This is a genomic window from Amaricoccus sp. B4 (assembly GCF_043226085.1).
Lineage (GTDB): Bacteria > Pseudomonadota > Alphaproteobacteria > Rhodobacterales > Rhodobacteraceae > Amaricoccus.
In genome coordinates this window covers 2,943,689-2,957,071 of record NZ_CP171225.1, presented here as the reverse complement: position 1 = coordinate 2,957,071, position 13,383 = coordinate 2,943,689, and the positions used below count along the sequence as shown (strand labels likewise).

Below are 13,383 nucleotides of genomic sequence, written 5' to 3'. Positions count from 1 at the left end.
CATGAAAATCAACAGCCTGTCGCGAGGCATGCCCAGCCGGCACCTGTGTGTTTCCTGTCACTCCGAGGTGGTGCCCCGCTGCATCGGCCTGCGAATCCGGGCAAGTGCCGTGTCGAGCGGCGCCCAGTCGTCGAGCGCGAGGCGGACCGGCACGACGATGATCTTGCGCCGGAAATCGGGCGGCAGCCGCACCGCATCCTTCTCGGTCGTGACAAGCTGGGCCCGGCTCTCATGCGCCTCGCTGTCGAGCCGCGAGAGGATCCGGCGGTCATAGACGGCATGATCGGCGAATTCCCGCGCCGCGACGATCTCGGCGCCGAGCGCACGCAGCGTGGCAAAGAACTTCGCCGGCCGGCCTATTCCGGCAAAGGCGAAGGCGCGCAGCCCTTCCCATGCCATCCCGGTGTCGAGCGGCGCAAGCGCGGCACCCGCGACCGGCAGGGCCGCTGTCTCCGGCCAGGCCGCGGCAAAGGCCGCCCGATCCGCCGGGGCGCCGATCGCCAGCACCATGTCGGCCCGCGCCAGGCCACGCGCCACCGGCTCGCGCAACGGCCCCGAGGGCACGACCCGGCCGTTGCCGAAACCTGTCGCGGCATCGACGACCACGATCGAGAGATCCTTTGCGAGCGCGGGGTTCTGGAAGCCGTCGTCCATGATGACGATCTCGGCCCCCGCCGCCTCCGCCGCGCGGCCCGCCGCCGCCCGGTCCCGTGCCACCCAGACCGGCGCGAAGGGCGCGATGAGCAGCGGCTCGTCGCCCACCTCCGCCGCGCTGTGCCGCCGCTCGTCAACCGCGACCGGCCCCTCGAGGCTGCCGCCATGGCCGCGCGAAATGACATGCACCCGCACGCCCTGGGCCACGAGCCGCGAGACGAGCGCGATCACCGTCGGCGTCTTGCCCGCCCCCCCGAGGGTGAGATTTCCGACACAGACGACCGGGATCCCGAGCCGCTCCGGCGTCTGCCCGGCAAGCCGCCGCCGCCCGGCCCAGGACCAGACCGCCGCCAGCGGCGCAAGCAACCTGGCACGCAGGCCGGGCCGGTGCCGCGGGCGGAACCAGAAGGCCGGCGGATGCATCACGCGGGCTCTCTGCCGAGCCTGAGTTCGATCTCTGCCAGCACCCGGTCGGTCACTTCCGCGCTCTCGCTCACCACATCCCAGCCCGCCGCCGCCATCCGCGCGGCTGTGTCGGGTGCCAGCGCCAGCACCAGCGCGCGGCCGAAATCGGCGGCGCTGTGCACCTCCATCGCCGCACCCGCCTCGGTCAGCTTGCGATAGGCATCGGCAAAATTGCGCACGTGCGGCCCGTGCAGGATCGCGCTCCCGAGCAAGGCCGGCTCGTAGGGATTGTGCCCGCCGATCTCCTTGAGCGAACCTCCGACGAAACTCACCGGCGCGATGCGGTACCAGATCCCGAGCTCGCCCAGCGTGTCGGCGAGATAGGCATCCGTATCCTCCGTCAGCGGCTCGTCCGCCGAGCGCCGGGCAGAGCGCAGCTTGCGCGAGCGCAGCAGCTCCTCGATCTCATCGCCCCGCTCGGGATGGCGCGGCACGAGGATGAGCAGGAGCCGCGGGATCGCCCGCACCGCTGCCGCATGGGCGGCCAGCACCAGCTCCTCCTCACCGCCATGGGTCGAAGCCGCAACCCAGACCGGGCGGCCGCCGAGCAGGGACGTCATCCGCCGCCGCTCCGCCTCGTCATGAGGCAGCGGCGCGGCGCCCTCCTTGAGCGAGCCGGAAACGCTCAGCCGATCGGGATCCGCGCCAAGTGCCGCCAGCTGCATGCCCGCGAGATCGTCCTGCGCAAGGATGCGGTCGAACCGCCGCAGCAGGGCCCGCGCCGTCCGCGGCGCCGATTTCCAGCGCCGGTAGGTCCGGGCCGAAATTCGCGCGTTGATGAGCATCATCGGAATGCCGCGGCGCGACACCTCGCAGAGCGTTGCGGGCCAGAGCTCGCTCTCGGTCCAGACCGCAAGCTCAGGCCGCCAGTGGTCGAGGAAACGCTGCACCCAAGGCAGCACGTCGAGCGGCACGAACTGGTGCAGGCAGCCCGGCGGCAAGCGTGCGGCAAGCATCCGCGCAGAGGTGAGCGTGCCCGACGTGACGAGGCAGGTGAGCTCCGGCCGGCTCTGCCGGAGCCGCCGCAGCAGCTCGATGAGCGACATCGCCTCGCCGACACTCGCGGCATGGAACCAGACGAGCGGCCCCTCGGGCCGGTCGAGGCCCGCCTGACCCATGCGCTCGCCGAGCCGGTTCGGGTCTTCCTTGCCCGCCGCACAGCGCCGCACCAGCCGCCGCCGGGCAAACCAGCCCAGCCGCCGCGAAACCAGCAGGTAGAACCAGAGCATCAGGGTGCGCCGGGGCGCGGCGGGCATGTCCGCGGTCCGTCTCAGACGACTTCGGAGGTCGGGCCGGTTTCGTCCTCCTCATCGACGAGCCGGTGGATATGGGCGATGAAATAGCGCGTTTCGGCGCTGTCCACGGTCGCCTGCGCCTTGGCCTTCCAGGCGTTGTAGGCGGACGCATAGTTCGGGAAGAGACCGACGATGTCGATGTTCTCGATGTCCTTGAACTCGTGCCGCTGGGTATGGGTGAGTTCCCCGCCGAAGACGAGGTGCAGGCGCTGGGTCATGAATGAGCCTCCAAAGCATATGTGGTGGAAATTGCCCGCACCATAGTGGGCGGTGCAGCGAAATCAATCCGTCCTGCGCCCCGCTGCCGGATCAGCCGGGCAGGGGGCGGGTCTGGGCGAGCAGCCGGGCATGGAGCTCCGGAGGGGCCGCGATCACACCGGGAAGCGCCGGGCGGGGATTGTTGAAGACCGGTGCATGGCCCAGCCTGTCGGTGACGCGCCCGCCCGCCTCGCGCGCGATCAGATCACCCGCCGCGATGTCCCACTCCCAGGCGTCGCGGAAGGTCAGCATCGCGTCATAGCGCCCCTCGGCGGCCAGACACATCCGGTAGGCCAGCGAGGAGCGGAAATGCCGCTCGATCGCCGGCACCCCGCTGGGCCAGAACTTCGGATCGAGCTGGGTCGCATTCACCAGCACCTTCGCCCCGGTCAGCACCTCGCGCCGGCTCACCCGAATCGGCTCGCCGTTGCAAGCCGCCCCCTCGCCCGCGGCCGCGCTGTAGGTGCGCTCGAGCCGCGGCAGGAACACGACCCCCGCGACCACCCGGCCTCGCTCGGCAACGGCCAGCGCATGTGACCACGCCTTGCCGCCCTCCACGAAGGCCCGCGTCCCGTCGATCGGATCGACGATGAACACCCGCTCGGCATCGAGTCGGGCCGGATCGTTCTCGCTCTCCTCCGACAGCCAGCCGTAATCGGGCCGCGCCGCGAGCAGCCGGTCGCGCAGCATCCGGTCCACCTCGAGATCGGCTTCGGTGACGGGTCCCTGCGCATCGGGCTTCTCGGTGGCGGCGCGATCCCCGGCAAAATGCCGCATGGCGATCTCGCCGGCCGCATGGGCGGCCGTGATGAGGAGCGGGAGGTCAGCTTCCGGCAATGACAAGCCCTTCGACCAGAAGGCTCGGGATCACCCGGCTGAGATGCGGCCGGGCGTCGTTCGCCGCCCGGATGCCCCTCAGCATCTCGCGCAGATTGCCCGCGATGGTGCATTCGTTGACCGGCCGCACGATCTCGCCGTTCTCGACCCAGAACCCGCTCGCGCCCCGCGAATAGTCGCCCGTCGTCGCATTGATCGAGGAGCCCATGAGGCTCGTGACCAGGAGCCCCGTCCCCATTGCGGCCATGAGCTCCTCGCGACTCTCATCCCCCTGCGTCAGGGCGAGATTGCCGGTCGACGGGCTCGGTGGCGCGCCCGTGCCGCGGCTCGCATTGCCCGTGCTCCTGAGCCCGAGCTTGCGGGCCGTGGCGAGATCAAGCGTCCAGCCTTCGAGCACACCATTCGCAACGAGCGCCCGCCGCGCCACCGGAAGTCCCTCGGCATCAAATGGCCGCGAGCCGGCGATACGCGGGCGGAACGGATCCTCGATCAGTTCCATGCCTGCCGGCAGCACTGCCTCGCCCAGCGCATCCTTGAGCCAGGAGGCGCCGCGCGCGATCGCCGAACCGTTTACCGCCTGCACCAGATGCCCGATCAGACTGCCGGAAACCCGCTCGTCATAGAGCACCGGATAGGCACCGGTCGGCGGCTTCGTCGCTCCCGCGCGCGCCGCGGTGCGCTCGCCCGCAAGCCGCCCGATCTCCTCGGGGGACGGCAGGTCGGCGCCATGGCTGCGGCTCTCGAAAGCGTAATCGCGCTCCATGCCGAGCCCATCGCCGCAGATCGCCACCGCCTGCACGCCGTGGCTGGTGCGGGCGTATCCGCCCGAAAAGCCGTTGGTGGCGGCAAGGTGGATGCGCGTCGCGCCAAAGCTTGCGCCCGCCCCGTCCATCTTGGTGATGCCGGGCACCGCGAGCGCCGCCGCCTCGGCCGCCAGCGCCATCTCCTTCAGCACCTCCGGTGCCGGGGCCGCCGCCGGATCGGCGAGATCGAGCGCCGCGACGTCCCAGGAGGTCGCAAGCTCACCGGGCTCGGCAAGGCCGCACCAGGGATCCTCCGGCGCCTCCCGCGCCATCGCCACGGCCCGCTCGGCCATCGAGGCAAGCACCTCGTCGCGCGTGTCGCTCGCCGACACACAGGCCTGCCGCTTGCCGATCAGCACGCGCAGGCCGATATCGATGCCCTCGGAGCGATCGGCATGTTCGAGTGCCCCGCCCCGGACCTCGATCGACAGGCTCTCGCCCTCGACAGCGATCGCATCCGCCGCATCCGCTCCGGCGCGCCGCGCCGCCTCGAGCAACCGCCCGGCGAGTTTTTCGAGATCTTCCGACATGTTCAGACCATACCTCCCGCAGCCAGGATCAGCGCCCCGGCGCTGGAAAGCAAAAGAACGAGCATCGTGAGAAGCGTCCCCGCGGCCCGCTGCCAGCGCGGCGCATCGGCGAGGATGAAATGCACCCCGTGGGCCAGCCGGCCGAGCGTGAGCGCAAGCCCGAGCCCGTGCAGCACCCAGAGCGGCGCGCCGAGAAACGCGAGCAACAGCAGGAGCAGCAGGCAGTAGGGCACCGTCTCGACGAAATTGAGCTGGCCCCGCATCGCACGGATCATCGCCGGGTCGCCGCCATCCCCCATGAACACCTTGGTCCGGGCGCGCGTCCGCCCCACATTGACCGCAAGGCAGAGCAGGATGAAGCCGTTGAGGCCGGCATAGAGCGCGACCACTGCGATCGCGGCGGATGAAGTCATGCGGATCTCCGGAACAAGACTGTCGGATCAGTCTTCTAGCTAGGACCATAGACCGGCGGAAACAACCACGGCAAGCCGCGGCACTTGCGTTCCGGCGCGGTTCGGACTTTGATCCCGGTCCCCGCGAACCGAAGAGGGAGGAAGTCATGGGAGAACTGAGCGGAAAGGTCGTGCTCGTCACCGGCGCGAGCCGGGGCATCGGAGCGGCGGCCGCACGCGCCATGGCGGCGGAGGGGGCCTCCCTCATGCTCGTCGCCCGCAACAGCGATGCTGTGCGCGCGCTGGCCGCCGAACTCACTGCGGAGGGCGCGAGCGCAGAGGGCATGGCGTGCGACATCGCCGAGTTCTCCGAGCTCGAGGCCGCGGTCACCGCGACCTGCGGCCGCTTCGGCCGGCTCGACGTGCTGGTGAACAATGCCGCGGTGATCGAGCCCATCGGCGCGCTTGCCAGATCCGATCCCGAGGCCTGGTCGCGCGCCGCCGACATCTGCTTCAAGGGCATCTACAACGGCCTGCGCGCCGCCCTGCCGGTGATGCGCCGCCAGGGCGCGGGCGTGGTCATCAACATGAGCTCGGGCGCCGCGCACAACCCGCTTGAGGGCTGGAGCATGTATTGCGCCTCGAAGGCCGGAGCCTTCATGCTCACCCGCTGCGCGCATCTCGAAAACCGCGGCGCGGGCATCCGGGTGATGAGCCTCTCCCCCGGCACGGTCGCGACCGACATGCAGCGCGCCATCCGCGCCTCGGGCATCAATGCGGTGAGCCGGATGGAGTTCTCCGAACACGCGGCACCCGAGATCCCGGCCCGCGCGCTGGTCTGGCTCGCGACCGAAGCCGCCGCCGATCTGGCGGGCGAGGAGGTGAGCCTGCGCGACCCGGAGATCCGCGCCCGCATCGGCCTGCCCCCTGCCGCTCCCCGCTGAGGCGGGGGGCGCGGCCTCAGTCGCAGAAGACCGGCACCACCGCGCCCTCGAGCGCATCCGGCGCGCCGCGCTCCATGTCGAATCGGCCGATTCCGCCCGGCGACAGCTCCATCTCGCCGGTGACGATCGCATTGCGCTCCAGGAAGCTCACCAGCTCCGCATGGTCGAGGCCATAGTTGATGTTCTGGGGAATCGTCCCGGTCGCTTCCGCGATGTAGCGCTCCGAGAGCCGCGAGACGACCAGCCCCATCACGCCGCCATCCGCATCGATGAGCGGCCCGCCGGAGCTGCCCGGCTGCACCGGCGCGCTGAAGCTGAAGAAGCGGCGATCGTCATTCACATCCGCCAGCGAGCTCACATTGCCGCCCGTCAGGTGCAGCGAGGTGCCCGCGATGTTGTAATAGGGATAGCCTGCGGCATGCACCTTCTGGCCGAGCCGCGCCCGGGCGTCGCCCGAAAGCGCCAGCCAGGCAGGCGCGGCCTCGGGCGTGCCCAGCGCCGCGACGTCGAGATCGCTGTCCGCGGCGAGAAGCGAGAGTTCGGTGCCGTCCGGCAGCTCCACCCGGCGGCAGTTCGCCACCACGTGATCGGCGGTGAGGAGCACATGGGCGCCGACGAAAAATCCGGTGCCGCTCGCCGCAGCCGTCGCTTCGGGCGGCGAGAGCCGCGCGGGCTCCGGCGGGAAGAAATCCTCGAGCGGCCCGGCGCCGCTGAATTCCGCCAGGGTCCGCCGGACCAGCGCCTCGAGGGGGCCGCCCACCGGCATCTGCCACTCGGGCGCCGCGCCCGCGACCGCGCTCGCAAGCAGGAAATGCATCAGGGGCGCGTCCGCCTCCGTGCCTGCGACATAGAGCGTCGCCCAGCGATCGCCATGTGCGAGCGAAAGCGTCTCGAAGCGCCGCCCGTCCTCGAGCTGCCCGGCGCTCCAGCGCCGGTCCGGGCCGTCCTCCGCCTCAAGCGCAGCGGCCTCCGTGTTGGCCCCCCGCGCCGCGCGGTGCCAGGCCGCCGCGAAGCCTGCGTCGAAATCATGTGCGAGCAGGGTGAGCACCCCCTCCTCCGCCCACCAGCGCTGGCCGCCGTCCTCATCCTCCGGCGCGCCGAACACCGTCTCGGGCAGGGCAACCGAGAGATCGAGGTCCGGCAGGTAGCGCACCCGCCAGCCGTGGGTCTCGACCTCCGCCAGCAGGGAAATCACCAGCGCCGCGACCTGCACATCGCCCGCCGCGCCGCCGAACTCGCGCCGCGCGTATCGCGCCAGCGCCGCCGCGCTCTCCGGGGTCCAGCTGCCGTCGATGGGGCCGTCGAACCCGCCCTCGAAGGCAAGGGCCGCCTGCAGCACCCGGCGCTCGTCGGGGCTGAGCGCGCCCGCCTCGAACCGCCCCGCAGCCGTCTCCGTCCGGCTTCCGGCCGAAGGCGAGGCCAGCACCGTCGCGGCCGGAGCCGCCGAAAACACCAGTAAAACCGCAAGAACGCGTGCCAGACCCGCCATACCCACCCCCCGACTGAGGCAGAAACGCTAGCATACGCCTAAAAATTGCAGAACATTTTTGACGTGTTTTGCTTAAGGCCCGCACGCACCGGCCCGGCAAAACGAAACAGGGCGCGTCCTTCCGGACGCGCCCCGATATCTTGCCCCGAAGCCCTCGGGCTCAGGCGAGCGTGCGCACGATCTGTTCGGTCTCGAAGATTTCGATCACATCACCCTCGCGGATGTCCTCGTAATTCTCGAAGGCCATGCCGCATTCCTGGCTGACCTGGACTTCCTTGACCTCGTCCTTGAAGCGCTTGAGCGTCTTGAGCTTGCCTTCATGGATCACGACGTTGTCGCGCAGCAGGCGCACGCCGGCGGAACGCCGCGCCACACCCTCGGTGACCATGCAGCCCGCGACCTTGCCGACGCCGGTGATCTTGAAGACCTGCCGGATCTCGGCATAGCCGATGAAGCGCTCCTTGATCTCCGGGCTCAAGAGCCCGCTCGCCGCCTTCTTCACGTCATCGACGAGATCGTAGATGATCGAATAGTAGCGGATCTCGACGCCCTTCTGGTTCGCGCTCTCGCGCGCGGGCGCATTGGCACGCACGTTGAAGCCGATGATCGGCGCCCCGGAGGCCTCGGCCAGCGTCACGTCGGTCTCGGTGATCGCGCCCACGCCCGAATGCAGCACGCGCACCCGCACCTCGTCGGTCGAGATCTTCTCGAGCGCCTGCACGATCGCCTCGGCCGAGCCCTGCACGTCCGACTTCACCAGAACCGGCAGTTCCTTGACGTTCTGATCGGCCTTCGCCTTGGCGAGAAGCTGGTCGAGCGTCGTCGCCGAGCCCGCAGCCGCCCGCTTGTCACGCGCCAGACGCTCGCGGTAGCTCGAGATCTCGCGGGCCTTGCCCTCGTTCTCGACCACGTTGAGCACATCGCCCGCCTCGGGCGTGCCGTTGAGACCCAGCACCTCGACCGGCACCGACGGCCCGGCCTCGTCCACCCGCTCGCCCTTGTCGTTGATGAGCGCGCGCACACGGCCCCACTGCTCGCCGACGACGAAGATGTCGCCGCGCCGGAGCGTGCCCTTCTGCACGAGCACGGTCGCGACCGGCCCGCGGCCCACGTCGAGCTGCGCCTCGATCACCGCGCCTTCCGCCGGACGATCCGGGTTGGCGGTGAGATCGAGCAGCTCGGCCTGCAGCGCGATGTTCTCGAGGAGCGTGTCGAGCCCCTTGCCCGACAGCGCCGAAACCTCGACGTCGAGCACCTCGCCGCCCATCTCCTCGACCACGATCTCGTGGTTCAGGAGCTGGGTGCGCACCTTGCTCGGATCGGCACCCGGCTTGTCGATCTTGTTGATCGCGACGATCACCGGAACGCCCGCCGCCTTGGCGTGATTGATCGCCTCGATGGTCTGCGGCATGACGCTGTCATCGGCGGCAACCACCAGCACGACGATATCCGTCACATGCGCGCCGCGGGCCCGCATCGAGGTGAAGGCCGCGTGGCCCGGCGTGTCGAGGAACGAGATCACCGCACCATCGGGCGTCTTCACCTGATAGGCACCGATGTGCTGGGTGATGCCGCCCGCTTCGCCCGACACCACGTTGGTCTTGCGGATCGCATCGAGCAACGAGGTCTTGCCGTGGTCGACATGGCCCATGATCGTCACGACCGGAGGCCGCGGCTGGAGATTGACCTCGTCCTCGCTCGAGGTCTGCGTGATCGCATCCTCGACATCCGATTCCGAGACACGCACCACCTTGTGGCCGAATTCCTCGACGATGAGCATCGCCGTTTCGGCGTCGATCGTCTGGTTCTGGGTCGCCATGATGCCGTTCTGCATCAGCGTCTTGACCACCGCGGCAACGCGCTCGGCCATACGGTTGGCAAGTTCCTGCACCGTGATCGCGTCCGGCACCTGGACATCGCGCACGATCTTCTCGCGCTCGCCGCCCTGGCCCATCATCTTGCGCTTCTCGCGCTCCTGGCGCCGCTTCATCGCCGCAAGGCTGCGCTGGCGGCCGCCCTCGTCGGCGGTCGCGCTCGCGATGGTGAGCTTGCCCGAGCGGCGGCGGTCGTCGCCACTCTTGCCGCCACGGCCGCGCTTCTCTTCCGGCCCGGCCTTGTCCATGGTCTTCTTGGGGCCCGTCGGACGGCCGGCCTCGGCGCGCGCGGCCTGGGCCTGCGCGGCGGCCGGATCGACCGAAGCGGTTTCCTTGGCGCGGGCGGCGGAGGACTTCTCCGCCTTCACGGCGGCGCGTTCCGCAGCCGCGGCAGCTTCCGCCTCCTGGGCGGCCTTCTGCTCTGCCTCGGCAGCAGCGCGCTGCTCGGCGATCTCGCGTTCCTTCTCGGCGCGCTCGGCGGCTTCCTTCTCGGCGCGGAGACGCGAGAGTTCATCCTCGCGGGCCTGCGCGGCTTCGCGTTCCTTCTGCTGGCGATCGGCCTCCTGGGCCTTCGCCGCGGCGAGCGCCTTGCGCCGGCGCTCGACCTCGGTATCGGAGAGGCCTCCGATCCCGCCGCGGGACTTGCCCCCGCCGCCGCCCACCTTCGGGACAACCACCCGTTTGCGCTTGTGCTCGACCGTCACTGATTTCGAACGCCCGTGGCTGAAGCTCTGCCGCACCTGGCTTGTCTCGGTGCCTCCGCGTACACCGAGAGTCTTGCCTTTGCGGTCGCCGTCCTTGGTATCAGTCATCAAGTCTTAGCCTTTCTCGCGGAGGCCTTCCCCCGCCAAACATACGCCAGCTTCGTCCCCGAGCATCTGGCGGTCCTGTTGCTCCCTGAAGCCCGATAGCCGCAGGGCTTCCTCGTAAATTCTGTCCGAGAGACCACCCGCCAGTACGGCGGCATGTATCACACGATCACGGCCGAACGCCATGCCCAATTCGCATGCCGAAAGGCAGCAAATCCGGCTTTCAGGGCCCGAGGGCGGTCGCACCCCGGCCATTTCCCGCGCCGAACCATCCGACGCCTGCAAAAGCAGCACGGCCTCGCCCGCACGCAGCGCCGCGAGCGTCTTCTCGCGGCCGGCGATGGCCTGACCCGCCTTGCGCGCAAGGGCGACCGTATCGGTCAGCCGCTGCGCGAGCATCCGTTCCATTTCGGCCGGAAGCTCCGGCGCGACATGCACCTTCCGGCGCGCCGCGCGCGAGAAGACACCCTTCTCGACCGCCCGGGCGAGCACGTCGCGCTCGGCCGCGACATAGATGCCGCGTCCCGGCAGCCGGCCGGCCAGATCCGGCACGACCTGATCCTCCGGCCCGATCACGAAACGCAGCAGCCGGGCCTTGGGCAGCTCCGCGCGCGTTACCGCGCAGCGCCGCACCGGCTCCGTCCTGTCTCGCGTCCTGCCTCCGCGCGTCACGCTCGTTCCGACCTCTCCGCTCTCCTAGCGCTCGCTCGCGCTGCCGGTGCCGAACACCGATTCGATGCTCTCCTCGGCGGGCGACGCGGCAGCAGCCTCGGCCGCCGCCTCCGCCGCAGCGGCCTCTTCGGCCGCCTGTTCCGCCGCAAGCTCCTCGGCACTGATCCAGCCCGCCTGAACGCGCGCGTTCATGACGAGATGCCGCGCCTCGGCAAGGCTCATGTCGAACTTCTCGAGCAAACCGGCGTCCTTCACCCGCTTGCCGTCGACCGTGGTGTAACCGCCTGCCAGCTCCCAGTCGGCGCAGGTGGCGAAATCCTCGAGCGTCTTCACGCCGTCCTCGGCCAGCGCCTCGATCATCTGCGGCGTCAGCCCCTCGAAATCGAAGAGATCCTGCGCCACCCCGAGCTCGCGCGCCCGCTCGAGCGCACGCGCATTGATCTCCTCGAGGCTCTCGCGGGCACGGGCCTGCAGCTCCTCGGCCGTGGTCTCGTCGAAACCCTCGATCGAGGTGAGCTCGTCGAGATCGACGTAAGCGACCTCCTCGAGCGTCGCGAAACCCTCGGCGACGAGCAGCTGGGCGACCATCTCGTCGACGTTGAGGCTGTCCATGAAGAGCCGCGTGCGCTCGGCGAACTCCGCCTGCCGCCGCTCGCTCTCCTGCGCTTCCGTCAGGATGTCGATGTCGAAGCCCGTGAGCTGGCTCGCAAGCCGCACGTTCTGGCCCCGGCGGCCGATCGCGAGCGAAAGCTGCTCGTCGGGCACCACGACCTCGATCCGCTCGCTCTCGTCGTCGAAGACCACCTTGGAGACTTCTGCCGGCTGGAGCGCGTTGACGAGGAAGGTCGCCGGATCCCCGTTCCACGGGATGATGTCGATCTTCTCGCCCTGAAGCTCGTTCACCACCGCCTGGACGCGGCTGCCGCGCATGCCGACGCACGCCCCGACCGGGTCGATCGAGCTGTCATAGGAAATGACGCCCATCTTCGCCCGGCTGCCCGGATCGCGCGCCACCGCCTTGATCTCGATGATGCCGTCGTAGATCTCCGGCACTTCCATCTTGAAGAGCTCGGCGAGAAACTCGGGCGCGGTGCGGCTGAGGAAGATCTGCGGGCCGCGCGTCTCGTGACGCACGTCGCGAATCAGCGCCCGCACCCGGTCGCCGTTGCGGAAGGCCTCGCGCTGGATGAGCTGGTCGCGGCGCAGGATCGCCTCGCCCCGGCCGACATCGACGATGACGTTGCCGTATTCCGTGCGCTTGACGATGCCGTTGATGATCTCGCCCTGACGGTCCTTGAATTCCTCGTACTGCCGCAGACGCTCCGCCTCGCGGACCTTCTGCATGATGACCTGCTTCGCCGACTGCGCCGCGATCCGGCCGAAATCCATCGGCGGCAGCGGATCGGTCAGATAGTCCCCGAGCTGTGCATCCGGCTTGATCTCGCGCGCATCCTCGAGCGTGAGCTCGGTGAAGTGGTTCTCCACCTCCTCGACCACATGGCGGTAGCGCGTCATCTCCAGATCGCCCGATTTGCGGTCGATCTTCGCGCGGATGTCGTATTCGGCGCCATAGCGCGAGCGCGCGGCCTTGCCGAGACTGTCCTCCATCGCCTCGATCACGAGGCTGGGGTCGATCATCTTCTCGCGGGCGACCGCTTCGGCGATCTGCAGGAGCTCAAGCCTGTTGGCGGAAGTCACGCTCATGTTCTTTCCTCGTCGGTATCGGAGGTGCCGGTATCGGCGCTGGTGTCGTCGTCAGTCTCGATCTCGTCGAAGCCCTCGAGATCCTCGGGTTCGAACCCCTGCGCCTTGCGCGCAGCCAGGCTCTCGGCGATGAGCTCGTCGGTCAGCACGAGCTTGGCATCGGCGATCAGGTCGAAGTCGAGGCCGATCGTGCCCTCCTGGATCGCGATCAGCACCTCGCCGTCCTCGACCCCTTCGAGCATGCCCTTGAAGCGCCGCCGCCCGTCGATGAGCTCGGCGGTCTCGATCTTCACCTCATAGCCGTCGTAGCGCTCGAAATCCTTGAGCCGTGTCAAGGGACGGTCGATGCCGGGCGAGGAAACCTCGAGACTGTACTCTCCGGCCACCGGATCCTCGACATCGAGCACGGCCGAGACGGCGCGGCTGATCCGCGCGCAATCCTCGACCTCGATGCCGCCCTCGGGGCGCTCGGCCATGATCTGGAGCGTCGTCTTCTTGCCCGACATCAGGCGCAGGCGCACGAGCTCGAAGCCGAGCCCCTCGATGGTCGGCGTGACGATGCCGGCCAGACGCCGGTCTATGGCGGCCTTGGCGATCAGATCGGCCAAAGGGGTCTCCCATGCAACAAAAAAACGGGCCAGCGGCCCGTCGCAAAGT

At 69.3% G+C, this 13,383-nt stretch carries 12 protein-coding genes; 1 reads left to right on the top strand and 11 read right to left on the bottom strand.

Annotated features, from left to right (window positions below; genetic code table 11):
- Positions 1–57: 57 nt before the first annotated feature.
- From lpxK to ACF66B_RS14225, 6 genes are all read right to left on the bottom strand, one after another.
- Entirely contained in the window at positions 58–1,077 is a 1,020-nt protein-coding gene (gene lpxK, locus ACF66B_RS14250; RefSeq protein WP_111429036.1) for a tetraacyldisaccharide 4'-kinase, read from the bottom strand.
- Positions 1,077–2,375, bottom strand: a complete 1,299-nt coding sequence (locus ACF66B_RS14245) for a 3-deoxy-D-manno-octulosonic acid transferase (protein WP_111429037.1) — start codon at positions 2,373–2,375, stop codon at positions 1,077–1,079. Before ACF66B_RS14245 ends, lpxK begins: the two co-directional genes overlap by 1 nt.
- Before the next feature lie 14 nt (positions 2,376–2,389).
- Positions 2,390–2,632 (bottom strand): DUF4170 domain-containing protein, encoded by a 243-nt coding sequence (locus ACF66B_RS14240; protein ID WP_111429038.1) that lies wholly within the window; start codon positions 2,630–2,632, stop codon positions 2,390–2,392.
- Positions 2,633–2,723: 91 nt separating this feature from the next.
- Positions 2,724–3,509, bottom strand: coding sequence for a 3'(2'),5'-bisphosphate nucleotidase CysQ (locus ACF66B_RS14235; RefSeq protein WP_111429039.1), 786 nt, complete (start codon positions 3,507–3,509; stop codon positions 2,724–2,726).
- A complete protein-coding gene (locus ACF66B_RS14230) occupies positions 3,496–4,842 on the bottom strand; it encodes a TldD/PmbA family protein (protein ID WP_111429040.1) in 1,347 nt (448 codons plus the stop codon). The genes ACF66B_RS14235 and ACF66B_RS14230 overlap by 14 nt, the downstream gene beginning before the upstream one ends.
- Positions 4,843–4,844: 2 nt before the next feature.
- Positions 4,845–5,255, bottom strand: a complete 411-nt coding sequence (locus ACF66B_RS14225) for an MAPEG family protein (protein ID WP_111429041.1) — start codon at positions 5,253–5,255, stop codon at positions 4,845–4,847.
- 146 nt (positions 5,256–5,401) lie between these two features.
- Between ACF66B_RS14225 and ACF66B_RS14220 the strand changes: the two genes are divergently transcribed.
- Entirely contained in the window at positions 5,402–6,178 is a 777-nt protein-coding gene (locus tag ACF66B_RS14220) for an SDR family NAD(P)-dependent oxidoreductase (protein WP_111429042.1), read from the top strand.
- Between the two features lie 16 nt (positions 6,179–6,194).
- Here the strand turns inward: ACF66B_RS14220 and ACF66B_RS14215 are convergent, their stop codons facing one another.
- The 5 genes from ACF66B_RS14215 to rimP form a co-directional block, all read right to left on the bottom strand.
- Positions 6,195–7,667 carry a serine protease gene (locus tag ACF66B_RS14215; protein WP_162683194.1) on the bottom strand — a complete coding sequence of 491 codons (1,473 nt, stop codon included), beginning with the start codon at positions 7,665–7,667 and terminating at the stop codon, positions 6,195–6,197.
- A gap of 160 nt (positions 7,668–7,827) precedes the next feature.
- Complete coding sequence (infB, locus tag ACF66B_RS14210) at positions 7,828–10,353, bottom strand: translation initiation factor IF-2 (RefSeq protein WP_111429044.1); 2,526 nt, start codon at positions 10,351–10,353, stop codon at positions 7,828–7,830.
- Between the two features lie 6 nt (positions 10,354–10,359).
- Entirely contained in the window at positions 10,360–11,022 is a 663-nt protein-coding gene (locus tag ACF66B_RS14205; protein WP_111429045.1) for an RNA-binding protein, read from the bottom strand.
- A 24-nt stretch (positions 11,023–11,046) separates the two neighbouring features.
- Positions 11,047–12,726 (bottom strand): transcription termination factor NusA, encoded by a 1,680-nt coding sequence (gene nusA / locus ACF66B_RS14200; RefSeq protein WP_111429046.1) that lies wholly within the window; start codon positions 12,724–12,726, stop codon positions 11,047–11,049.
- On the bottom strand, positions 12,723–13,334 hold the full coding sequence (gene rimP, locus ACF66B_RS14195; protein WP_111429047.1) for a ribosome maturation factor RimP: 612 nt from the start codon (positions 13,332–13,334) through the stop codon (positions 12,723–12,725). Before rimP ends, nusA begins: the two co-directional genes overlap by 4 nt.
- Positions 13,335–13,383: the final 49 nt, after the last annotated feature.